A 22432-nucleotide genomic window follows, 5' to 3' on the forward strand; every position below is an offset into this window, starting at 1 on the left:
GAACGTGGGGCCCGGCCGTCCGGCCGGGCCCCACGTTGTCTCTCCGGCCGAGCACGTGCAGCGACGGTACGCCCGGCTACGGCTGGGTCAGGGTCAGTTGCTGGGACCGGGGTGGATCTCATCCCCCGACGCGATCGGCTGCGCCATCCCCTCCACCAGCACTCCACCGTTGGTTCCCGGGGGCATCCGCTCCACCCGACGTCGGCCGACCTCCAGCCGCTGCACGGTGCCGGAGTCGTAGGACTCACCACCGCGCAGCACCCGCACGTGATCCCCTTCAGTCAGGTAGCCGCTGGCGAGCTTGCCCACGGCCATCGTCCCCCGGCCGGTCTGGGTGAAGGTCTGCTCGACGACGAACCGGGCAGGTTCGGCCGCCTGCACCGCATCGTCGGGGCCTGGTTTGGCCGTCGTGTCGACCTGACCGGGCTGCGCCGAACCGGCCGCCTGGGTCGGGCTGGAGACTTCGTAGTCCCGGCCAAACAATCGCTTGAGAAAGCTCATGGGGGCAGTCTAGGTGGGGGTCACCCGCTCCAGGCCCCGTCCATGCCCTCGAGACCATCGAGCCACCAGGAGTAACGCAGTCGCAGGGCTCGCTCGAGCAGCGCCAGCAGGCCGGCCACGGTGATGCTCGTGTTCAGCACCGATCCGAGATTCCAGGGGGAGGTGAAACTGAACTGCCCCAGGACCCCGACCAGACCGGAGAGGTTCTCGGGGAGTTCGGGGGCAACCTCGTCGCTGAGATCGGCCAGCCACTCCAGCCCCTGGGGCACCTGCAGCACGATCACCGCGAGTAGCACCACGAAGGAGGTCACGCTGATCGTGGTGCTCAGCCCCGGCCGTCGCCGCTCCAGGTCCGCGCGCCACCGTTCGGCGCTGCCGGGAACCGGGACGAGCTGCTGCTCCCTCCCTTCGGGGCTGACCAGGTGGGCCCGCCGGATGCCATAGGTGCTCGTGCGCACCTCGATCCTGGATCCGTCATCGAGGCCGAACCGGGCCGGCAACCTCTGGGTGCGGTCCTGGCGTCGGTCGCGGTAGAGCGCGACGCGCGTCCGTCCCAGTCCAGGAAGTCGACCTCGACGTGCCAGTGAGCGTCGTCGTGCTCGATGGCGAAGACGCTCCGCCACAGACCCTGCCACCAGTGGAAGGCCTTGAGCGGCCTGCCGTTGCCCGGCTTCTCCTTGCTCATCGGCACTGATCGTAGGGGCTGTGCTGGCTATCATGTGCACATCAGTCCCGGCGCTCCGGACCGGGCAGCGGTATGGGCGCGTGGAGGCAACCATGGAGATCACTCATCAGGTGGTGGTGTTCGACGCCGCCGACCTGAACTCCGAGAGTCGGTTCTGGGCCGGCGTGCTCGGCGGGACCGTGGACTTTGAGGACGACTGGCACACCGTGCTCGTGGACGGCAGCGCCAAGGTGGCGGTGCAGTTGGCCCCTGAGCACGTGCCGCCGCAGTGGCCCGACGGGAACCCGCAACAGATCCATCTGGACCTGTGGGTCGCGGACATCGAGGAGGCGCACGAGGAGGTACTCGCGCTCGGGGCCGTACTGCTCAAAGCCGTCGACGACGAAGCCCCCGGCGAGGGCTTCCGCGTCTACGCCGACCCGGCCGGGCACCCGTTCTGCCTGTGCTGGGTGAAGCGGTCCGACGCAGCCTGATCCGTGCCGACGGCGACGTCGAAAGCCTTGTGGTTCGTCGGCCCGAGGAGGATGCTTGATCGTGTGAAGCCGATCGAGTTCGAGCTCAAGCGCACGATATGGGCGCCGATCGAGCAGGTGTTCGCACGCCTGGTCGACATCGAGGGGCACAACGACTGGATGGCGGACACCGGAAGCATGCTGAAGCACACTCGGCAGACTTCTCCCGGCGAGCCCGGCGTCGGAACGACCTTCGTCGATGAAACGACTCAGGGCACCATGCCCGGGGAGATCGTCGAGATGACGGCGCCCCACACGGTCATCTTTCACTGGTGGGAGACGTCGAAGTCGGGCACGCTGAAGTTCGAAGGCTGGCCGAGTTACCGACTGGAACCCGCCGGTGACAACGAGACACGGGTCCGCCATCGCGGCAAGTTGATCTCCTACGGGCTGTGGCGCCTCGGCACGCCCATCTGGCGGCGCTTCGCAGTCAAGGAACGAACCATCACAGTCGACGCCCTGAAAGCCTCCTTCGAGCGGACTCCCACGCTCTAGGGAGTTTGTTCACGACCCCAAGACAGGGTTATCTCGCGGTCGCAGAAGAGTGGGAAGGCGTGGTCCCGAACCCGTTGAGGAATGGTGTTCTCGCCGGCGCTCCGCACGCCGGTACGGATTCGATCAATTCTCCGATCGGAGGCGAACAGTGAGCGCATCGAAGGTTGTCTTCCTGCCCGGAGCCGTACTTCCCGCGCCGCTGGCCTACTCCGGACTCGTTGACCTGTTGGGCGATGACGTCGAGGCGATAGTCAAGGACCTCGAGGTCTATCGCGGGGCCTCCCCGCCGGCGGACTACTCCCTGGACACGGAGGTCGACGGGGTTCTGCGTGAAACCGGGGCTCGCGGGTGGACTCGCTTTCACCTGGTGGGCTACTCCGGCGGTGGCGCCGCAGCCCTGGCGTGTGCGGCATCGGAGCCGTCGCGCCTGTTGACCTTGAGTCTGCTCGAACCGGCGTGGGGCGGCCACTGGGACTGGAGCCCGAGGCACGAGCGGTTGTGGTCCGAGTACGACGCGCTGGCTCAACTTTCGCACCAGGATTTCGTGGCGGCCTTCACGCGGTTACAGGTGCGGTCCGAGGTTCGGCTGCCTGAGCCGCGATCAGCGCCACCGCCGGTGTGGATGTCCCGAAGGCCCGCTGGGATCCGGGCCCTCGTGCGCACCTTCAAGACTTACGCTCTGGACCGCAATGCCTTGAGGCGGTTCGACCGTCCTGTCTACTTCGCGCTCGGCGGCTTGAGCAACCCCGACCAGTACGGCGAGATCGCAGAACGGCTCGGAGGCGTATTCCGTGACTTCACGCTCGAGGTCTTTCACCAGCGGCACCACTTCGACCCGCCACATCGTCAAGAGCCGAGCCGGCTCGCGGAATCGCTGCGCAGTGTCTGGTTGCGCGGTGATCTGCTGGCGTCAGCGGGCGCCGACTGATCGATCACGCCTGGCGTTCACGGGCGCGGGTCAGATCCTGGCGGTGCTCCGAGAACACCTGCCACGGGTCCTGTACCTGGGCCAGGCGCCGATTGATCGTGCGGATCGTGTGCCCAGCCGGCTCGATCCGGGAGAGTTCGTCCCACCTGATCGGCACCGCCACCGGGGCACCGGGCCGGGCCCGGACCGCGTACGGGGGCACCGCCGTCTGCCCGTAGCCGTTGCGCTGCACGTCCACCAGCACCCGATCGCCCCTCTTCTTCTTCCGCGACTGCAGGGTGAGCAGGTCCGGAGCGCGGCGCACCAGGACCTCCGCGACCGTGCGGGCGAAGGCACGTACGGTCCCGAAGTCCGCCTCGGGCCGCAGCGGTACTACCACGTGGTACCCGCGCGAGCCGGTGGTCTTGAGGAAGGTGCGCAGCCCCAGGTCGTCCAGCACCTCCCCCACCATCACGGTGGCTCGCCGCACCGCCCCGAGCCCGGGAACGGTGGGGTCAAGGTCGAAGATCAGTTGGTCCGGATGATCCAGGTCCGCAGCCGTGCTCAACCATGTGTGCGGGGTGAGGCACGCCTGCTGGGCCAGATAGACCAAGGTGGCCTCGTCCTCGATCATCACCTGACGTTGCGGACCGTCCGCGGTCCGCACCTGCACGGTGGCAACGAAGTCCGGGAAGTGTCGGGGCACCCGCTTCTCGTAGAACGAGGGCCCTTCGATCCGATCGGGGAATCGCTGCATGCTGATCGGACGGCCCCGCACGTGCGGCAGCATGATGGTGGCGATACCGGCGTAGTAGCGGGCCAGGTCCTCCTTCGTCACCTCCGGGGTCTCCGTTGCCGGGAACAGCACCTTCTGCGGTTTGCTGACGTCCACCCCGGCGATGGTCACACTCATGCCCGCCAGCGTGCGCGCCACGGACCGGCGCGGCAACTTGGGCGACGGCAGGATGCGCCGCCGGCCCGTGCTCTCGCTGGGGCCCCGGTTCTGCCCTACGGTGTGGGAACCAGCCGTAAGGAGGCAGTCGTGACCACCCCGATCAGCGCGCACGTGCTCCGCGAGCCGCGCGGCACCTTCCAGTTGGCCGACGGGATCGAACTCGGTGATCCCCGTCCGGACGAGGTGCTGGTCCGCTACCACTCCACCGGTTTATGCCATACGGACCTGTTCGCCCGCGATGTGTTCCATCAGGCGGAGTTTCCGGCGGCGGTCTACGGGCACGAGGGCATCGGCGTGGTCGAGGCGGTCGGTGCGGGCGTGACCGACTTCGCCGAGGGCGACCGGGTGATGGCCTCCTACGCATCGTGCGGACGTTGCCGGACCTGCCTGACGGGCCGCCCGTTCAATTGCGTGCAGTTCAACGACATCAACTTCGCCCTGGCCCGCGCCGACGGTCCTACAAGGCCACAGCGGACGGGCAGCCGGTCGGGTCGAGCTTCTTCGGTCAGTCCTCCTTCGGTACGCATGCGCTCGTCAGCGAGCGCGACCTGGCCAAGGTGCCCGAGTGGGTGGCGCCCGACGACGAGTACCTCCTGGGACCCTTGGGTTGCGGCGTGCAGACCGGCGCCGGTGCGATCCTCAACGTGCTGCGGCCCGGGCCCACCGACTCCCTCGTGATCTCCGGGACTGGCGCCGTGGGGCTGAGCGGGTTGCTCGCTGCCGCCGCGGCCGGTGTGGGCACCATCATCGCGGTCGACATCATTCCCGAGCGATTGGCACTGGCCCGCGACCTCGGCGCGACACACGTGATCGACGGCAACGAGGAGGACCAGGTCGAACAGATCCACGACCTGACCGGCGGAGGAGCCACCCATGCGTTCGACACCACCGGTGTGGCGCCGGTACTGACCCGACTGGTGGATGGTCTGGCCTGGGGCGGCAACCTCGGCATCGTCGGAGCCGCACCGGGAATGACACTGGACCTATTGCCCGTGATGCAGTTGGGCCGGCGGGTACAAGGGATTGTCGAGGGCAACTCGGTGCCGCGTGTGTTCATCCCCCAGTTGCTCGAACTGCGGCGGCAGGGACGCTTCCCGCTCGAGAAGTTGGTCACGACGTACCCGTTCGCCGAGTTGGAGCAGGCGATCGCCGCGACCAACGCGGGTGAAGCGGTCAAGGCCGTGCTGGTTCATTAGCGCCGACGCCCGAGCCGGCGTTCGGACAGCCTCGGGACCAAGGACCCTGGCCTGCCGTTCTGACCGTCGATAGCGTGAAGTCATGGGAGCACCGGCGATCTCCTGCCAGGGCCTCACCAAGCACTACGGTGGGGTCATCGCTCTCGATGGGCTCGATCTGGTGGTCCCCGAGCGGTCTCTGTTCGGGTTTCTCGGTCCGAACGGGGCGGGCAAGACCACCCTGATGCGGTTGCTCCTGGGCTTGGCCGCGCCCTCGGGTGGCACGGCGCAGGTACTCGGCTCCGACATCGTCAGCGCGCGAGCATGCAGGTGCGCAGGCAGGTCGGCTACCTCGCCCAGCAGCCACGGTTTCATGAGGACCTCACAGCCCGGCAGGTGCTGCGCTACGCTCGTGGGTTCTACCCCCTCGACCCCGACGCCCGCGTCGAGGACGACATCACTGAGACACTGGACCTGGTCGGTCTGACCGCGAAGACTGACGCCCGCTCCGGTGAACTCTCCGGTGGCCAACGGCAACGACTGGGGATTGCGCAGGCCCAGATCCACCGCCCCAGGCTTCTCATTCTCGACGAGCCCGCCGCGGCGCTGGACCCGCTGGGCCGACGCGATGTCCTGGACGTCATGCGCCGACTGAAGGAGACAACGACCGTCTTCTACTCCACCCACATCCTCGACGACGTCCAGCAGATCAGCGACGAGGTCGCAATCCTGCGGAACGGACGCCGTGTCCTCCAGTCCTCAATGGTCGATCTCCTCGACGAGGCCGACACCTTCGTCCTGACGTTGACCGGGGATGTCGGTCCCGCCGTGACCAGCATGCGGACTCAGCCCTGGGTAACCGAGATCCGCGAGGTCCCCGGCGACGACCGAGTCTCCCTCACGGTCCGGGTGAGTGACGAGGAGGTCGCCCAGGCTCAACTGCTGCGGCTGGTCCTGAGCCACGACGAGGTCCGGGTGGTCGAGTTCGGTCGCCGCAGGTCCGAACTCGAGGACGTGTTCATCAACGTCGTGGAGGGAGACGTTCGATGAGATCGCCATCGACCTTGTCCGGGCTGACCAACCAGTTCCGTCGGGAATCAGGTTCCTGGTGGAACACCCGGCGGTGGTGGACGCAGGCCCTCGTGTGGTCCGCTCTGACCAACGCGCTGCTCGTGTTGGTGCTCTGGGTCCTGCCCCGGCTCGACGTCGCCGCTGGCGCGAGCGACATGACCCCCACCGAGAGTGCGGTCCAATTCGCTGGCATGGCAGGCATTCTGGCCTCCATCGGCGTGGTCGTCACCGCCCAGGGCATCCTGCTCGATGAACGGCGCAGCGGCGTGCTGGAGTGGATGCTGTCCAAACCGCTGGCTCGTAGCGCATTGCTTGCGGCGAAGTTCCTCGGCCACGCCCTCGCCCTGTTCGTCGTGATCGTCCTCGTGCCATGGCTCGGCGTGCTGGCCCAACTCTCCCTTGCCGACGGAGCGCTGTGGCCGCTGGACCAGTGGCTCGGTGCCGTCGCACTCATCGGCTGCCTCGCGGTCTTCCACCTCGCCGTGGTGCTCATGCTCAGTGCGCTGACCTGGTCGCGCGCCCTGGTGGTCGCGCTGCCGCTGGCCGGCATATTCGGCACCGACCTCCTCGTCGCTACCGCGCCCCGCGCCTTCGAAATACTGCCTTGGAGTCTGGCACGCATAGCCGGGCCGGTCCTGTCCGACGGGATACTCATGACGATAGGCCCGCTCATCAGCACCGCCGTGCTCACCGTCATCAGCCTCGGCGTGGCATCCCTGGCGCTGAAGCGGACGGAACTGTGAACAGAGCAGGCGGGCGGCGACTATTCAGGTGGCCCGAATCGGGCGAGAATCACGGCTTGGTCGTCCCGTTCGTGAGTGGGGCTGCCCCGGCGCACCAGTCGCGCCAGTTCCCTCGCCCCGACCCGGGCCAGCGCTGCCGCCAACACCTCCGCGGTGCGCCGGTGCCGGGTCAAGGACACCTGATGCCCCATGCGGGCGTAGACCGGGCGCAGGTCCACCTCGCCGGAGCCGGCCTGGCTGGCCAGGAGTAGGTAGCCACCGGGACGGGTCACGCGGGCCACCTCGCTCAGGGCCCGCCCCAGCTCGTCATCACCCAGGTGGATCACCGAGTACCAGAGCAGCACGCCGTCGAAACTGCCGGCCGGGTAGGGCAGGTCCAACAGTGATCCGGTCTCGAAGCGCAGGTCGGGGTAGGTGCTCCTGGCCTGGGCGATCATGCCCGGGGACAGGTCCATCCCGCGGATGTCGGCTCCGCGTGCGGAAGCATAGCCGGTGAGCCGGCCGGCGCCGGCGCCCGCGTCCAGGATCGGCCCGGCGCCCACCTCGGCCAGGAAGACGGCGATCATCGCCACATCGAGCGGGTGCTCCTGGTTCGTGTCCTGGATCGCCCGCGCATAGTCGGCGGCGACCGTGTCGTAGGCGGTCCGCGTGGACCCCTCGCTGCCCGCCTGATCGGTCATACCGGCCGGCTCAGTCGGCGGTACGCATCGTGACGGGTGTGGGCAGCTCCACGGTCCGCGACACCGTGCACTCCCGGTCATGGCTGGCCTTGATAGCGGGCGCGATCCGGGCCCGCGCGGCATCGCCCTCGGCACCGGCCGGGAAGCGCAGGTGGAAGGTGACCTCGACGTCCTGCAGGTGGTTGCCGTCGTCGTCGGAGATCTTCGTGCCGCTGCACCGGACGGTAAACTCCTCGGGCTCGGCGCGGCGGCTGGTCATGTGATCCACATCGACGCTGGAGCACCCGGCGATCGCGGCCAGCAGCACCTCAACCGGTGTGAAGTCCGTGCCGGTCCCGTCCCCGAGGCTGATCACACCACCTCGGGCGTTGCGCACCTCGTAATGACCCAGGGAGGTGCGTTGCAATTCGACGCTGCGATGGCCGGGCGCGCCGCCGCGCTCATCGGGCTCGATTGACTGGCTGTGATCGGTCACTGCTACTCCCTGGTCCGAGTCGTGGGCTTGCCGGGCCGGCCGGATGAGTCCACGGCTCCTCGGAGGATCCGGTAGATATCCGGCCTGCACCGCTGTCTCGGGGATTCGCGGACTCCCCAGTATCGGCCAGCAGTCCCGGCGATTGGCGTGGACTGAGTGTAGTGGCCGGCGCACGAGGCCCCGATCGACGTGTTCGTCACGCAGACCCAACGCCTACGGCCATCGCATGAGCAGCAACTGTGCAGCGAGTGCGGGCATGACGACGGCGATGACGCCTGAGGTGAGCATGACGAAGGCCTCTGACCAACGTTCATGCTGGTCAGAGGCCCCCCTGCGTCGGGCTGGCGGGATTTGAACCCACGACCCCTTGACCCCCAGGTGCCAGGATCAGCGCTCGTAGCCCACCTGACCTGGGGTTTTGCTTTTCAGGGGCACGCTCTGCGCATCACATTTTGCAGAGTTTGCGGGCTGTTGGTCACCTCATTGGTCCACCTCGCCAGGTGCCGGAAAGGTCCGCCCGACGGCGGTGCCTATGCTGCTTGAGCCACTGCCGACGACGAGGTACTGACGCCGTGTCGTCGTTTGATGTCTCTGAGCATGTCGTAGCACGTCTTCAAGTCGGCGGGCTGAGGAGGGTCAGTGTCGTGATCGGAGTCGTTGAGGATTCGCGCGAGGGTCTGCCATTGACCGGGCTCGTTCGGTGCCTTGCAGCGTGCTACCACCAAGGGACGCAGATCACGCAGGTTTTTCCCCTCGTAGTCAGCCAATGAAGCTTGGGTGTCATCGTCGGATTGCCGCGCCGCGATGAGTATGTGTTTTGCCAAGCGCTCCGTGGCGATTCGTAGACTGTTTCCGGCCGAGCGGCGATTCTCGTGGAGTGGCGAACTCATCTGTCCTTGCGCGTTCAACATGAGTCGTTCGAAGTCGTCCCCCGTACGGAGCACAGTGGTACCTTGCCGTGGGTCGATGAGCGTAGCCGAATACTCGCCAGTGCCCAGATGCTGGTAGAGGGACTGAAGGGTTCTCGCGAGTTCCGCATCATGGGTCGTGACTACGAGTTGCACCCCGCTCGAAAGCAGCTCCGAGGTCACCTTGTCCGCGAACGTGTATCTGTGTTCCCGATCGCTTCCGGGCACCGGATCGTCAAGGAAGATCATCGCGCTCCCAAGCTGACGGCACCGGGCGAGGAATGTCGCCAGCCCGAGCGCGTTCAGCTGGCTGTTGCTCAAGACCGCCAATGCGTTACGCACCACGCCCGACGCATCAGCTTCAGGAACCAGCGAAGCCGTCAGATCCAGGTAGCGGCTGCCAGCCCCGCGTCGAGCCAAGCGATCAAAAGCAGTTAGCTCGTCGGGCCGCATCAATGACCACCACTTACGAATCTCGGCGGCCATGAGTTCTAGCTTCTGGTCAACGACCTCTTTAGCTGCGCTCGTGATCTTTCGCTGCGCGCTCTTCAGCCGACTCGTCGCTGCATCCCTGAGGCGCTGGCGTTCGAGCGCTTCCAGCAGCGCATCCTCAGCTCGGGCGAGCTCAAGCAGTTCGGTCCATCCGGTCGTGTTGCTCCTTGCGGCGAGCACGGGCTCCAGCACGCTGATGACAGGTTCCACATCGGCCGCTGCCTGTGACAAGAGAGACTTGTGAGTGGTCAACGCTTGTCGAAGCTCTTCCTCGGCACTCATTAGAGCCTCGAAATCCGCCCTGGTTGTTGCGGTGTTTCTGCTCACCTGCTCTCGGATGTGCTCGATCGCCGCCAGAGAGTCGTCGACATGTCCCTGAACCGTTTGTGCGCTGGCTTTCAGGGTTTGCGCAAGCTGCGCGACGGCGACGAAGGAGTCTGTTTCTCCTAAAAGTTCAGCGACAGCAGACTCGTGGGCCGCCCGACCGTCAGCTGTCCATCCGGCAGCTGCCGGAATGCTCGCGCTTGCCCAGCTCCCAGCGGCTTCGAGCTCATTCGAAAGCTGCGTGATCGCAGCACGAAGTTTGGTACTCGCGCCAGTCAGGCCCTCTTGATCTGCCAGCTGGTGCCGGATCACTTCTACCCTCTCGGCAGTCAGTGATGCAGGCGTCTGGCAGACCGGGCAGTCTACTGGACCATCGCCCGGATGTTGAGGAAGACCGTCAACGCCAAGAACCGCATGGAATAGCGGCAGAACCTTTGCTACTGAGGCGTCCACTCTCGACACGGCGTCGTTATAGCTATCAAGTTCCGCGGCAAATGATTGCTCGGTCGCTGATGAGCGACCGCCAGGCGTCGGCGACTGTGCATCGAAAAGTCGCATGCGTTGTGAAGGCATAGCAGCGGTCGACGGGCGGAGTTGGGTGAGTGGTAGCAGTGTGTTCGTGCGCGCGCGCAGTGAGCTCGTTCGTCACTCGTGCAACTGCGGTCGACAGCTCGCGTGCGGGCTGCGGCTCATTCTCGGCAGGAGGTACGAGAGTGTTTAGCGCAGAGACGAGCGACGTGGAGAGCTGAGCCGCGGTCCACGGTGAGGTGGACGCCACAAGCGGGCCGATTTGAGGATGTGAACGCAGACCCTCCAGCCTTGCTACCAAAAGTTCCCTAGGCTGCGCCTCTCGTTCACTGATCAGAGCTGCGAGTTCTGAGCGCAGCAGATCGAGGTCCGCGACCTCAAGCACCGCCTTGAAATAGTCGCTCCGCTCGCCCGGCTTCGCCGAAACGGCGTATCTCAGGGCATGTTCAAGTAGAACGGGAGCCGCAAGCGGTGGGTCGGACAGCTGCATTCCGGCTTCGGTAACTGAGCCGATGTCAATCCCATCCAACGACAGGACGCTGACGCAGTCGGCCGCCCCCTGGTAGTCGTCGATCAACTGGCGGCGGAGGATCTTGCGGCTGCCATCCTGGAGACATATCTCAGCCTCGATGTATACCTCAGCAGATGCCGGAAGATGAGCGTTGCGTAGGGCGCCCTCGAACTCGCCTGGGCTTCCACCACCGAGTTGACGTCGGGATGTGCTGCCGGTGTAAAGGAATTCGAAGGCCTCAGCGAGACTCGTCTTCCCTTGGCTGTTGTCGGCGTGGATCACCGTGATCGGGGTGTTCAACTCAACTCGTTGTGGCTGCGGTCCGTAGGAGCGAAAGCCACAGATCTCGATGTAGCTGATCCTCATCGAGGCGTCTCACCTCGGCTTGCAATCACTTCGGTGTCCGCCTCCGCGGTACGCCCCTCCCAAGCTTCGGTGATCCGCTGCAGGGAAGTGCGTGCTGCCTCGACTGTCTCCGCATCGAACGCTTCAGCGACAGCGCGGGCGTCGTTGCCGTCACCCAGCCGGGCGATCAGCTCTGGAAGATTGGGAACCAGGGCGCTCACCGCGATGCTCCTCCTTGCGTCACCGGGCCAAGAAATAGACGTTCAGCAGACGGCTCAGCCGAACGCGGCTATTCGAGCTGTGCCTTCTCGCCCTAGATAACCGAGCTGATCCATGAGCGCGCGAACTACGGATTTGCCAAGTTCGAGCGGGACGGCGTTGCCGAGCTGGCGTTGAACGTCGACTCGAGTGCCGTCGATCTTGAAGTCGTCCGGGAAGGACATCAGGCGCAGCATTTCGTTGACGCGGAGGCGTCGTGCTCGTTCTTCGCCAGAGGCTGTGCGGATGTTCTCCCAGTGGAACGGGCCGACCCACGGTCCGGGCTGCGCCTGGAGCGTGGTGGATGGCCGGTTGGGGTCGAGGCGGAGCAGGAAGGTCCAGTAGCGACTGCGCCATTCGAAGTGGTTGCGGCCGCCGTAGCGTTCGGTGTGCCAAAGGTAGTTCTGACCGGGCGGGATTTCCGCGGCAAGTTCTCCGTAGTTGCCATCGACGATCTCGTCCTCGGCCGCACGGACCAGTCGGGGCAGTCCGGCGAACGCCTGGGAGGAGGTGACGTGGGGGATCTTGTTCGCGTCGACGGTGCGGGTGTGCTCGCTCCAGCCGGAGTGGGTGGGCTCGGGGAACTCGAACTTCTCCCCGTCGCGGCGTCCGACGACGAACACGCGACGGCGCAGCTGAGGGACGCCGTAATCGGCGGCGAGCAGCACTTTCCACTGCGGGTTGTAGCCGAGCTCGCCGAGTCCCTTGAGGAGCCGATCGAACTGCGCCTTGTGGGTCTTGTACGTCAGGCCTTGCACGTTCTCCAGGATGAACGCCTCGGGGCGGGACTCGCGGACAACACGGACATACTCGTCCAGCAGCGAGGCGTTCGGGTCGCGGCTCTCGCGCTTCTGCTCCAGCCAGAACCCCGACTTGCTGAACGGAGTGCACGGCGGGCCGCCGACGACCAGCACAGGCTCTTTGGCCCGCAGCCCTGCGGTGGCGAGGATCTGCTCGGTGGAGACCTGTCGGATGTCGCCGGTGAGGGGTCGCGGCACCGTCGAAGTTCGCCTTCAACGTCTGCAACGCGGGCTCGTTGTAGTCCGTCGCGACCGACACACGAAGGAGGCCGCTGCCGGGGTCGCCGGCATCGAGGGGCTCGGCGTCGGCACGTTCGACGGCGAGGTCGAGTCCTCCTGCTCCGGAGAACAGGCTCACCACCGGGAGTTGCTCGCCCATCGGCCACCTCTTTCTATACGTGCACGCACGGCCCGGCCTCTGCGGGCAGTGCGTGTCTGACCAGTATCGTCGAGACGAGTCTGCCAACAGCCACCGACATGCCCAACGTGACCAAGGACATCGGTGGACAACGCAATCCGGAAGGGGTCCTGTGGAGGAAGAGCCGCTCGCCGGGCGAGCCTTCGGCGAGGTCTACCGTGTCCAGGGACGCAGCGACCTGCACGCGTTCCTCCTCGACGCCGTGCGTGCCTCCGGCGGCCGCGTGCTGTACGCGAGCGACCCGCACCGCGCGCCGGTCTACCTCGGGGTGCAGCTGAGCTCCGACGAGCGGATCGGGATGCTCGTCTACCCCTTCCGCGTCACCCGAAACTCGATCAAGAACCGCCCTGACGACGAGGTCCGCGGCCAGCTCCGCTACGGCGCTGAGGAGTCCTGGAAGAGAGAGCACCCCCTTGGACGCGACGTCGCCGGCGTGGACGTGACGATGATCCTCGGCGTCGACCTCGCCGACGGCGTCATCCTCGGCCTGGACGCCAACCTCTGGGACCCGCTGCCAATGGGCATCTCCTTCTACGCCAAAGACGCCGAGATCATGCAGGCCAAAGCATCCGGGTGGCACGTCTGGGAGAAGATCAACCGCACCGGCACCAAACGCTCGGAGCCCCGCTCACCCACGAATCTGGAGACGGTCGTCGCGTTCACTCCCGACCGCCTCATCGACTACGCGCGTCTCGAACGACGAGCGACCTCCCTGCGTCTGGACCCGCCGCTGCGGTACTCGGCTGCCGTAGCGCTTGCCGATGAGACGGCGGTCGATGAGCTGCCGCGCCGGCACGTGCTGGAGGAGCAGTTCGCGCTCACCAGCGAGCAGATCCTCGACATCATCGGCGGACGCAACCGGCTCTCTGTCGCCGTGCGCGGCGGGGTCGCCGAGTACCACCTGGAACACCTGCTCGAGAGCTCGCCCGACATCTCCGCGGTCGAGCGGCTCGACGTGGACGCGATGCACGACTTCAACGTGATCCTCGCGGACGGAAGGCTGATGAGGGTCGAGTGCAAGAACGCGAGCCCCAAGACCTCCGCCAGCGGCAGCTTCAAGGTCGAGGTGCAGAAGACCCGCGCCTCCAAGGGCGATCCCGCGTCGCGCTTCTACCCCGTCGACGGGTTCGACGTCGTCGCCGCCTGCCTCTTCTCGCCGACCGGACGGTGGGAGTTCCGTTACGGGCTCACCTCACGCATGTCGCGGCACAAGGATTTTCCCGACAGGCTCGCGCCGATCCAGACGATCACCGACGACTGGGCTGAGAGCCTGTCCGCTCTCAGTGAGTGACCTCTCGTCGATCGCGCACGACATCCACGATGCTCGCGGCGATAGAGGTGGGGGCTTCGTGTTCCCAGAACCGCAGAACCCTCCAACCGCGCCCCTCAAGCAACGCGGTGGTCTCGATGTCGCGGAGCCGGTTCCGGCCGATCTTGCCCTCCCAGTAGTCGCGGTTCGTCGACGGCATCTTGAAGTGCTCGGGACAGCCGTGCCAGTAGCAGCCATCGATGAGCACGGCGACACGGGCGCGAGTGAACAACAGATCTGCCGTCCTGCGCAGGTCGCGCTCCGGTCGCGCGTTGACCCGGTATCGCAGTCCCGTGGCGTGCACCAGGCGGCGCACCGCCAGCTCCGCCTGCGTGTCCCGGCTTCGGTTGCCCTGCATGGTCTTCCGAGCGGCAGCACTGGAAGCCCACGGCGTGTACATGCTTCGAGGTTACGGACTCGTCGTGAATGGTTCACTCCGTCGGGGCCGATTACGACGCCCCGGGGAAGGACGAGTCGCTCGGTCGCCGCCAGATGAGGAGGCCGCTAAAGTTGAAGGCCGTGTCTCCGCAACCAGTCGCCAGTAGCCAGCGTCGGACGAGGTCGGGCAAGGGTTGGCCACTTGGGTAGGCCGCGCACGCCGATCGGCACGTTCGGGAAGATCCGAGTCTTTCGCGTGGCGTCGGGCCGGGTCACGGCCAGCACGCGCTATCGCGACTGGGACGGTGCGTCTCGGCAGGTGTCAGCCACAGCAGACACGAAGGCCGCAGCGGAGCGCGCGCTGAAGTCGAAACTGTCACAGCGGTCACTGTTCCAGCCCGGCGCCGCCGACATCACGCCGGACAGCGGCTTCCCGGCTTTGGTGGACTACTGGCTTGAGGACATGGAGCTGGAAGACCGTCTGTCGTTGACGACTCAGCAGCTCTACGAGCGGAACATGCGGACTCTGGTGCTGCCCGCTTTCGAGCACCTGACATTGCGCGAGGTAGGCGTGGCCCGCTGCGACCGGTTTCTAAAGAGCCTTGCCCGCGAAAGTCCCAGCAAGCGAAACAGGGCGCGCGTTGCGCTCCGCCTCGCACTGGGCCTTACCGTGCGGCACGAGATCCTCCCGCGCAACCCGATGGATCATGTTGGAAGGCTCCACCGCGAGCGCATCCCACCATCGGCGCTGACTCCGGCAGAGGTTGATGCTGTGCGTGCTGCGGTGCGCTACTGGGAGACGGGTCTGAACGAGACCGGGCCTCGACCGGACGGACAACTCGGGGCAGTCATCGAGGTGATGCTCGGCACCTCCGCTCGCATCGGGGAAGTCCTGGCGTTGCGGCGGCGCGACATCGACCTGACTTCGGCGCCGGCCACGGTGAGGATCGCTGGGACAGTCGTCAGCCAGCGTGGGGTGGCGACCAGTCGTCAAGATCACCCGAAGACGGCGCGCTCCCGCCGTGTGGTCGCCCTGCCGTCCTTCGCGGCCGAGGCGCTTCGGACTCGCCTGGCGCATCGCTGTCGTATGAATGAGGACGATCTCGTGTTCTCCAGCCGGAACGGCACACCTCTGACGACCAACAACGTGCGTCGGCAGCTTCGTCATGTCCTCGATCTGGCCGGCATCGAGGGTGTGACGTCGCACATGTTCCGCCGTACGGCGGCCACTGCGATCAATGATCGCGCGAGTGTCGAGCTCGCGGCAGCGCTGCTTGGTCACACTGATCCGAGGACGACGCTGCGTCACTACATTCGTCGAAACGAGATGGTCGATCCGGTCACTGCCGTGCACTTGGACGAGGCATTCGCGAAGGACATACAACGGCGCCAGGGAACCTGACCCGGTGCGCTCAGGGGATGCTCTTGCTACTCACGTCGAGCCGTCAGCTGAGTTCGCCGCCGCTGAGAGAAGGCGCACGGTCGCGCGCGCGATGTCGGCTGGCCTGTGGCTGATTGTGAGGAGCCGCGAGAGCTCTTCGTCAAGGTGAGGGCCGGAGGCGGCACTGGCGTACGCGCGCATGCAGCGCATCCAGCGCGACTGCGACCTGTGCGTCCTGAGCATGAGCCGGGTACGCGCCGGGTGCCCAGCCATCGAAAGACTGCGGATATAGACGCTGCGCGACTGCCGCTGCTGCGCCACCGTACCCTCCGGCGACGAGGAGCAGGCGTCCGGACTGAATCGTCAGACGGGCCTCTTCGATCACGCCCGGTTCCGCGCCGACGTAGCCCGCGAGGCGCCCCCCAACAATCAGACGGGCTGTCGTTTCGCTCGCGACATGCTCGCGCATCGCGGTCAACGCGTTGCCGGCGTCTTGGGTCCAAGAGCCGTCCAGGGCACGCGAGATCGGCACCGTCTTACGCGACTCGGAAACCAACGTCAGTCTGCCGATGTCACCGAGATTCCTGTCTGCCGCGATCAGCTCGTCTGCCGTGAGCTTCCGGTACTCAGATTCGGCGAGCGTGATCTCAAGCGCGGATCTTCCGCTGCTGAAACGTTGGGCCTCTTCGATCAGGATCTCGGTGTAGCCACCGGGATTGAGGTGACCGCCGTATACGACGGTTCCTCCCGCGAGCATGATCGCTCTGCCTACTTCGGCGACGACCAGTCGGCAGTGTTGCTCAGTGAGACCAAGACGTGAGAGATCGGCGCTCTCAGAGACTGACAAGGTGACTTTCTGGCCCGAGAGAGCGTCTCGCGAGATGAGGGTGGGTTCGCTCATTTCTTGAGTGCTCCACCGCGCGCAGCGAACGTCCGGGGCGTCAAGATGTCGACGTCGACGTCGTAGCCTGCCACCGCGCACAACTGCAGCAGCACCTCTCGTTCCGCGGGCCCGAGGGGCGGATCGGGGTGAATGACCCAGAGGTGCTTGTCATCTGGCTGCGTCTCTTGATGTGAAGCGAGCCAGGGGGCGAGTGTGGTCGGCTCAGGCGATTGCGCAGGAAGCCAATCGAACCCGTCCTCCGAGAGATAGGACGTCTGCGCTTGCCAAAGAGTGTTCTTGAGCGTCTCGTCGACGAGCCTGTTGAGGGCAAGAGCAACCCCGGGAGCGGGATCGGCGAGGTCACAGACTACCGAGGGGACGTGGTCCATCAGGAAGGAGCCCCGCTCCTCCCCGGCAGTGAGCGCGTACATGCAGACGACCGGCATGCCGCTGTGCTTTGCGGCGTGGACCTCACGTTGGGTCCATTCTCGTGCGGCGTACACGTCGGTGCGGATCATCAGCAGCGCGCTGCTGCCAGCGGCGTCCTCAAGCGTCCTCTCCCAGTCGCCACCAGGTTGGATGTCTTGCGCGTCGAAGAACGCCGACAGGTGAGACTGCTGGATGTGGTCACGTACACGCTCGAACATCGCGGGGCCGGAACGCGAAGCTTCCTCGGAAGAACGGTGTTTCGTGTGACTCACGAACACCGTCAGCCGTGCGGGGAGGTTCGCCTCCTGCTGGATCTGCTGGGTGATCGCCTGCGCCAGCTCGCGCCCGAACAAGCCGCTATCCGTGTTCACGTCAGCTGGCAGGGGGCTGGATGATGCCGCCGAGGATCTGATTGACGATGCTGGTACCCCATTGCAGGCCTTCCGCCACGACAGGGTAGACGCCTACGCCATCCCTCAGGTTCAGTTCGACAATCTCGCGAAGATACTTGTTCCATGGATTGACCGCCTCGGCCGCTGCACGGAGCAAATTCGTGTCGATGATCGGCACGATCGCGTTGAACTGTGCGGCCGGGAGTCCCTCGCCGAGCGGCGTCGCAATGCCCAAGGGCCGTGGCGGAGCTCCGTCCTCCCAGGGATCGCTGCGCGCATACACCTCGACGGCACCGCCAGCCAGGCCCGAGAATGCCGGGCTATGGAAGTGCTCATGGAGTTCCGCGAATCGCTCGGCGCCGATCGCGTCGTCGGGGTGCCAGACGACGAACACGTCGAGGATCGGCGGGATCGGCACGCGCTCTCCTCTCGAAACGCCGCCTCATCGGGGCGATGTCGGTGGTCAAAAGTAGACTATCCCTGGAAGGGAGGAGCCCGACATGAGCGACCAGCACAACATCTTCATCAGCCACCGTCACGAGGACGACGCGCTGGTCGGAGATCTCAAGAAGATGCTCTCCGGCAGCGGAGCCGAGATCCGGGACTCGTCGATCACGAGCGAGACCCCGAACAACGCGAAGAGCCCCGACTACATCAGACAGATCCTGGCCGACCAGATCCGATGGGCGGGCAAGATCATCGTCATCATCTCCCCCGACACGAAGAGCCACGAGTGGGTCGACTGGGAGATCGAGTACGCCCGCAAGTTCCCCGACAAGCGGATCGTCGGGGTCTGGGCACCCGGCACCACGCACGACGACATGCCCGAGCCGCTCGAAGACTACGCGAACGCGATCGTCAACTGGGATGCCCAGGCGATCATCGACGCTCTTGACGGCAAGGACAACTGGACAGAACCCAGTGGTGCTCCCGCGCCTGTGCAGTCGATTCCGCGGGCTGCCTGCTGAATAAGGAGGTCGAGCGTGAAGGTGTTCAGCTACATCGTGCGCTACGACGTCGGGTTCGCGCCAAACCCCTTTCACGGGGTCTGCTCTCTTGCCACCTGCAAGCAGGACATCCGCCGGGTCGCCCAGGTCGACGACTGGATAGTCGGCACGGGCTCCCGACCGAACGGCAAAGCAGGCAACCTCGTCTACGCCATGCGCGTCTCAGAGATCGTGAGCTTCCAGGCGTATTGGGACGATGAACGCTTCGCTGAGAAACGGCCGAACCTTCGGGGCAGCCGCATGCAGCACTTCGGCGACAACATCTACCACCGCGATCTGGCCGATGAATGGATCCAGGAGAACTCCCGCCACAGTAAGGACGACGGTTCTCTAGAGGCGCGCCACATGCTGCGCGACACGAAGAGCGAGCGGGTGATGCTCGGAGACGAGTTCGTGTACTTCGGCGGAGACGGCCCAGTCATCCCCGAATCACTGCGCAACGACTATGGCTTCGACCTCGTGCACTCGGGACCTGCATACCGAAGCAACTTCACCAACGAGCACGTCGCAGCGATCATCGAATGGGTGCGATCGCTCGAGCCGGGGGTGCAAGGACGCCCGCACGACTGGCCACGTCGCCGGCAGCCAGCAGCAGCCGCGTGAACGTCAGCGCGCTCAACTAGAACATGGGCTCGAGGACGCGCGCACGCGCGAACTCACCTCCCAGCACCTCGTTCTGAGGCAGGTGACTGTTGATCCCCCACTTGGGAGGGAAGAAGAGCGTCATCGGCTCCGGCGTGGAGACGTAGCGCGATTTGATCCGGCTTCTCGCGCTAGCAAGCTCCGGAACCGCCTCACGGCAGTATTTGTCCGTCTCGCAGAAGAGATTCTGAGCGTCGATCGCCTGGATCGGCCGACCCCAGAGACCGCTGAAGTCAAGTTCCAGGCGGGCGAACTCAGCCTCCTGGTTGTCGACCATCCACATGATCACCTCTTGCGGCGTGAGACCACCGAGGTCGGAGAATACCTTCTTGATGCCACGTAGCGCGCCCGGACCAGGCTTCGTGAAGTCGTTCTCGGAGAAGTTCACGTGCTCCGAGTAGTTCAGGTCAATCGCCATCTGGTAAGACATGAAATCCCCCATCAAGGGGAAAGTGTGGAGCAGGTCATAGACCTCTTCCAGCGACTTGGCCTCAAGAATCCGCTCGCCAAGGCGCGACCGCACGAACATGTCCCGGAACAGCTCCACATGGTTCAGATGCTTGGTCTTGCGACCGTAAGCGTCCGTGGCGCAGAGGATGAACGCCCCCGTGTAGAGGCCGCCGTTGCGGTCCTTCGCCTCGGTGAGCGCGGCTTCGAACACACCGGTCTCCAGATCTGCAATCCGAGGCGACCGCCCAAGTATCTCGACGACGGTCTCCCACGTACTGACATTGCTGAAGTTTCGGAACGCGACGATCTGGAACAGACGATCGGCAGGGCTTGAGTCGTCATCGCGGTAAGCGACGTCACGGATGAGGTACTGGCTGACACGGTCAGCAGCCCGATAGACGTTGCAGAACTTGTACTCCTGAAGAATCCGGTCCTGCGTCCACGGCCCCGGGGCTCCAGCGACTCGCGCCTCAAACACGTGCTGTCGCTCAGCGGCGAACTTCCAGTAGAGGTCGTAGACCCCGTCCCGGGGAGTTGGTGCTCGCATAAACTGTGCCTGTCTCCGTTTTGTGCTGCCTATGGTCATCCGCTTCTCGTGGCGAGATGCAAGTCCGACCCGTCGGCCACTGGTTCGCTCCATCATCTCTCGCCGGACGCGTCGCAGCCCGCCAGAACCGCCGTCATGATCGTCCCGCGTCGCGGCGTAGCGTGTCGACTCCATCCGGGTCGGACAGCGCGACCGCAAGCACGAGGCGTAACGCGGTCGCCGTCAGGCGCTCTGCCAATGCGAGCTTCTCCATCCACTCGCCCTGCGGGTGGAGCTGGAGGAAAGCATTCAACTCGTCGAACACCGTCGAGGCCTCTGCGGCCTCGGCATGAACGGTCCCGACCTCGCCGACGACGTCACGCGCCTTCATGAGTTCCTCGAAACCATCCGGGCCGTCGCTGAACCGCTCACCGCCATTCGTGAAGAGTTGCTCGGCGACGTCGGTCGACTGGTCCGCGAGGAAGGTCTCATATTTGACTGCATACACGAGGAGATCGACCACAGTGTCCAGAAGTGCCTCTCTCCCCGCTGCCGCACCACCTGCCACCTGATCGATGCGATCGATCTTGCGGGCGAGGTTGGCGGCGATGCTGATCAGCTCCCCGCGCTTCTTCCACGAGTTGCCGTAGGCGGCGTCCTTCGACCGATGCAAGGCGATGACCGACTCGCGCAGGTCGACCCAATCCACCGTGGAGACGGACTGGGACAGTAGCTGGGCGGAGTCTCGAAACAGTTGCTCGTGGAGCGCGAAGGCGATGTCGCTGTGGCCGAGCTCGTCGACGAGTTCACGTTGCCGGGCGTCGTCAGCACCTGCGGCGATCTCCCACTTGATCGCGATCGCTTGAAGGAACTGACGCAGTAACGGGTCGGAGAAGCCAGCGATCTCCACGTGACAGTTCTCCCCGGACGCCAGTCGAGCTTCGATGTCGAACCAGCGATCGAGCACACCCGCGAAGTCCTCCCACCGAGTCCCGAACTGAGCGCCCGCCCACGCCTCCTCATAGCCGGTGGCGCCACCAAACCCGGCGAGGGCACGGTCAGCTTGCTCATTCCGCTCGTCGTAGAGATGAAGGGATGAGATGAAGAACGACGCGTGACCGAGTCGCGCACCGAGCCAGAAGGCCATCATCTCGTGCAGGACACTCCACTCGAACGTGTTGATGCCGGAGAATCCCCACAGGATGTCGTTGGAACGCACGGTCACGTTGAGGTGTACGCTGCCATCCCTGACGAGGAAGTGCAGCCAGTTGTTGCAGGGCACATCGAGCGTATCCGCGAAGTCGCGCGCCGGATCGAACAGGACGGCGACCGCCCGGCGAGACTCAGGGTCCGAACGGAGGAGCTTGCGGATCTCATCCACTTGATCGACTCCACCCCAGTCGCGCAACCGTGGCCCATAGCCACCACGCCATGTCACCTGGTCATCCGAGAACTGCAGCGCGCGGCCGAGGTAGCGGGCTAGATACTCCATGTCATTGCGCCCAGCGAGCACCCACATCGTCTCGGCGATGGTCGCGAACACATCGTTGCGACGACCCGGTACTGTGATGAAACGTTCCGTTGGCTGCGCCAAGGTCACAGTACGTGCGAGACGCTCGTGAGTCGGCAGTCCGCGAACCGTCACCGGTTGCCCACTCGAACGAATCTCGGCAAGCTCAGCGATGAAGGCCCGCGCAGCATTGCGATAGAGCATGCATACCCTCCCCGAGCCGCTTCGATCTTGAGATCGAGTATCCCGCGTGGCGCGAGGAATCCCGTGATCGAACAAGTCCGGTGCCGGTCGTGTCGTGGCATAGAGACTGCCGCGTCAGTTCTTCGGCGGCGGGGGCGTCAGTATGCGACGACAGGGTCGGGGTCGTGCCGGCGCGTTAGCGCGAGACCTCGTCATATCGCGGCCTGGCCCGATGAGCTCGGCGTCGAATGGCGATCTCGCACGTCCATGTGTGAAACAGGAGCAGCGCGGTGATCGGCCCATTGACGATGAGCTTCAGCATGTTCCAGGTGGCGAGGAGAACGAGCAGGTTCAGCCAACCCGAACCGCCGCTATCAATGGTGGTGATGCACCAGCTCGCGACGAACCCATAGGGCACTGCAACGAGCATGGCCGGGATGCCCCAGCGCAGGCCGCGGCGAGTGCGGGTCGCGGCGATCAGGAGGTTGGTGGGCGCGTAGCTGAGGATGGTGTGGGTGCGGACGCCGGCCGCCCAGATGAGCCGGAACATGGGCATAGT

General features: G+C 65.3%; 25 protein-coding genes and 2 pseudogenes. 11 read left to right on the plus strand and 16 right to left on the minus strand.

The features are described 5' to 3' along the window. Positions 1-93: 93 nt before the first annotated feature. Both ACRRRO_RS18105 and ACRRRO_RS18110 read right to left on the minus strand, forming a co-directional pair. Positions 94-501 carry a hypothetical protein gene (locus tag ACRRRO_RS18105; RefSeq protein WP_424785890.1) on the minus strand — a complete coding sequence of 136 codons (408 nt, stop codon included), beginning with the start codon at positions 499-501 and terminating at the stop codon, positions 94-96. A gap of 20 nt (positions 502-521) precedes the next feature. Then, the gene (locus tag ACRRRO_RS18110; RefSeq protein ID WP_434080680.1) at positions 522-959 is read right to left on the minus strand and encodes a hypothetical protein; all 438 of its coding nucleotides are present in this window, start codon (positions 957-959) and stop codon (positions 522-524) included. Positions 960-1278: 319 nt separating this feature from the next. Between ACRRRO_RS18110 and ACRRRO_RS18115 the strand changes: the two genes are divergently transcribed. The 3 genes from ACRRRO_RS18115 (at position 1279) to ACRRRO_RS18125 (ending at position 3121) form a co-directional block, all read left to right on the plus strand. Then, the gene (locus tag ACRRRO_RS18115) at positions 1279-1659 is read left to right on the plus strand and encodes a VOC family protein (protein WP_424796227.1); all 381 of its coding nucleotides are present in this window, start codon (positions 1279-1281) and stop codon (positions 1657-1659) included. A 63-nt stretch (positions 1660-1722) separates the two neighbouring features. Continuing rightward, positions 1723-2193: an SRPBCC family protein gene (locus tag ACRRRO_RS18120; protein ID WP_424785887.1), complete on the plus strand. Its 471-nt coding sequence runs from the start codon at positions 1723-1725 to the stop codon at positions 2191-2193. Between the two features lie 148 nt (positions 2194-2341). Continuing rightward, positions 2342-3121: an alpha/beta fold hydrolase gene (locus ACRRRO_RS18125; protein ID WP_424796228.1), complete on the plus strand. Its 780-nt coding sequence runs from the start codon at positions 2342-2344 to the stop codon at positions 3119-3121. Between the two features lie 4 nt (positions 3122-3125). On the opposite strand, the gene ligD is transcribed toward ACRRRO_RS18125, so the two are convergent. Next, positions 3126-4013, minus strand: coding sequence for a non-homologous end-joining DNA ligase (ligD, locus tag ACRRRO_RS18130; RefSeq protein WP_424796229.1), 888 nt, complete (start codon positions 4011-4013; stop codon positions 3126-3128). A gap of 225 nt (positions 4014-4238) precedes the next feature. Between ligD and ACRRRO_RS18135 the strand changes: the two are divergent. The 4 genes and pseudogenes from ACRRRO_RS18135 to ACRRRO_RS18150 form a co-directional block, all read left to right on the plus strand. After that, a pseudogene (locus tag ACRRRO_RS18135) lies at positions 4239-4412 on the plus strand (alcohol dehydrogenase catalytic domain-containing protein); the annotation flags it as partial. A gap of 8 nt (positions 4413-4420) precedes the next feature. Continuing rightward, positions 4421-5251, plus strand: coding sequence for a zinc-binding dehydrogenase (locus ACRRRO_RS18140; protein WP_434080681.1), 831 nt, complete (start codon positions 4421-4423; stop codon positions 5249-5251). 82 nt (positions 5252-5333) lie between these two features. Next, a pseudogene (locus ACRRRO_RS18145) lies at positions 5334-6280 on the plus strand (ATP-binding cassette domain-containing protein). Continuing rightward, positions 6277-7044, plus strand: coding sequence for an ABC transporter permease (locus ACRRRO_RS18150; protein ID WP_424796232.1), 768 nt, complete (start codon positions 6277-6279; stop codon positions 7042-7044). Before ACRRRO_RS18145 ends, ACRRRO_RS18150 begins: the two are co-directional and overlap by 4 nt. A 20-nt stretch (positions 7045-7064) precedes the next feature. Here ACRRRO_RS18150 and ACRRRO_RS18155 read toward each other — a convergent pair whose 3' ends face one another. From ACRRRO_RS18155 to ACRRRO_RS18180, 6 genes are all read right to left on the minus strand, one after another. After that, positions 7065-7724 (minus strand): class I SAM-dependent methyltransferase, encoded by a 660-nt coding sequence (locus ACRRRO_RS18155; protein ID WP_424785881.1) that lies wholly within the window; start codon positions 7722-7724, stop codon positions 7065-7067. Between the two features lie 10 nt (positions 7725-7734). Beyond that, on the minus strand, positions 7735-8199 hold the full coding sequence (locus tag ACRRRO_RS18160; RefSeq protein ID WP_424796233.1) for an OsmC family protein: 465 nt from the start codon (positions 8197-8199) through the stop codon (positions 7735-7737). Positions 8200-8729: 530 nt separating this feature from the next. Next, positions 8730-10481 carry a hypothetical protein gene (locus ACRRRO_RS18165; protein ID WP_434080682.1) on the minus strand — a complete coding sequence of 584 codons (1752 nt, stop codon included), beginning with the start codon at positions 10479-10481 and terminating at the stop codon, positions 8730-8732. After that, entirely contained in the window at positions 10402-11328 is a 927-nt protein-coding gene (locus ACRRRO_RS18170; protein ID WP_434080683.1) for an AAA family ATPase, read from the minus strand. Before ACRRRO_RS18170 ends, ACRRRO_RS18165 begins: the two co-directional genes overlap by 80 nt. After that, positions 11325-11528, minus strand: a complete 204-nt coding sequence (locus ACRRRO_RS18175) for a hypothetical protein (protein WP_424796235.1) — start codon at positions 11526-11528, stop codon at positions 11325-11327. Before ACRRRO_RS18175 ends, ACRRRO_RS18170 begins: the two co-directional genes overlap by 4 nt. A 54-nt stretch (positions 11529-11582) precedes the next feature. After that, positions 11583-12563 carry a DNA cytosine methyltransferase gene (locus ACRRRO_RS18180; protein WP_434080684.1) on the minus strand — a complete coding sequence of 327 codons (981 nt, stop codon included), beginning with the start codon at positions 12561-12563 and terminating at the stop codon, positions 11583-11585. A gap of 332 nt (positions 12564-12895) precedes the next feature. Here ACRRRO_RS18180 and ACRRRO_RS18185 point away from each other — a divergent pair, with 332 nt between their 5' ends. Continuing rightward, positions 12896-14074: a hypothetical protein gene (locus ACRRRO_RS18185; RefSeq protein ID WP_424796237.1), complete on the plus strand. Its 1179-nt coding sequence runs from the start codon at positions 12896-12898 to the stop codon at positions 14072-14074. On the opposite strand, the gene ACRRRO_RS18190 is transcribed toward ACRRRO_RS18185, so the two are convergent. Further along, positions 14064-14492, minus strand: coding sequence for a very short patch repair endonuclease (locus ACRRRO_RS18190; RefSeq protein ID WP_424796238.1), 429 nt, complete (start codon positions 14490-14492; stop codon positions 14064-14066). The genes ACRRRO_RS18185 and ACRRRO_RS18190 overlap by 11 nt on opposite strands. A 297-nt stretch (positions 14493-14789) precedes the next feature. Here ACRRRO_RS18190 and ACRRRO_RS18195 point away from each other — a divergent pair, with 297 nt between their 5' ends. Then, the gene (locus ACRRRO_RS18195; RefSeq protein ID WP_424796239.1) at positions 14790-15872 is read left to right on the plus strand and encodes a tyrosine-type recombinase/integrase; all 1083 of its coding nucleotides are present in this window, start codon (positions 14790-14792) and stop codon (positions 15870-15872) included. Between the two features lie 139 nt (positions 15873-16011). Here the strand turns inward: ACRRRO_RS18195 and ACRRRO_RS18200 are convergent, their stop codons facing one another. Genes ACRRRO_RS18200 through ACRRRO_RS18210 form a run of 3 tightly spaced genes read right to left on the minus strand, consistent with a single transcriptional unit; the run spans position 16012 to position 17973 of the window. Then, positions 16012-16752, minus strand: coding sequence for a hypothetical protein (locus tag ACRRRO_RS18200; RefSeq protein WP_434080685.1), 741 nt, complete (start codon positions 16750-16752; stop codon positions 16012-16014). Then, positions 16749-17534: a toll/interleukin-1 receptor domain-containing protein gene (locus ACRRRO_RS18205; RefSeq protein ID WP_434080686.1), complete on the minus strand. Its 786-nt coding sequence runs from the start codon at positions 17532-17534 to the stop codon at positions 16749-16751. Before ACRRRO_RS18205 ends, ACRRRO_RS18200 begins: the two co-directional genes overlap by 4 nt. A gap of 1 nt (position 17535) precedes the next feature. Further along, positions 17536-17973 carry a hypothetical protein gene (locus ACRRRO_RS18210; protein ID WP_434080687.1) on the minus strand — a complete coding sequence of 146 codons (438 nt, stop codon included), beginning with the start codon at positions 17971-17973 and terminating at the stop codon, positions 17536-17538. Positions 17974-18055: 82 nt separating this feature from the next. On the opposite strand from ACRRRO_RS18210, the gene ACRRRO_RS18215 reads away from it, so the two are divergent. Beyond that, a complete protein-coding gene (locus ACRRRO_RS18215) occupies positions 18056-18523 on the plus strand; it encodes a TIR domain-containing protein (protein WP_424796242.1) in 468 nt (155 codons plus the stop codon). A gap of 15 nt (positions 18524-18538) precedes the next feature. Continuing rightward, complete coding sequence (locus ACRRRO_RS18220; protein WP_424796243.1) at positions 18539-19165, plus strand: hypothetical protein; 627 nt, start codon at positions 18539-18541, stop codon at positions 19163-19165. Between the two features lie 16 nt (positions 19166-19181). On the opposite strand, the gene ACRRRO_RS18225 is transcribed toward ACRRRO_RS18220, so the two are convergent. From ACRRRO_RS18225 to ACRRRO_RS18235, 3 genes are all read right to left on the minus strand, one after another. After that, complete coding sequence (locus ACRRRO_RS18225) at positions 19182-20240, minus strand: nucleotide kinase domain-containing protein (RefSeq protein ID WP_424796244.1); 1059 nt, start codon at positions 20238-20240, stop codon at positions 19182-19184. A 94-nt stretch (positions 20241-20334) separates the two neighbouring features. After that, the gene (locus ACRRRO_RS18230) at positions 20335-21894 is read right to left on the minus strand and encodes a thymidylate synthase (protein WP_424796245.1); all 1560 of its coding nucleotides are present in this window, start codon (positions 21892-21894) and stop codon (positions 20335-20337) included. A gap of 175 nt (positions 21895-22069) precedes the next feature. Next, on the minus strand, positions 22070-22423 hold the full coding sequence (locus tag ACRRRO_RS18235; protein ID WP_424796246.1) for a sulfate permease: 354 nt from the start codon (positions 22421-22423) through the stop codon (positions 22070-22072). Positions 22424-22432 lie beyond the last annotated feature (9 nt).

It is taken from the genome of Sanguibacter sp. Z1732, assembly GCF_051020515.1.
In the GTDB taxonomy this organism is placed as follows: Bacteria; Actinomycetota; Actinomycetes; order Actinomycetales; family Beutenbergiaceae; genus CALKWS01.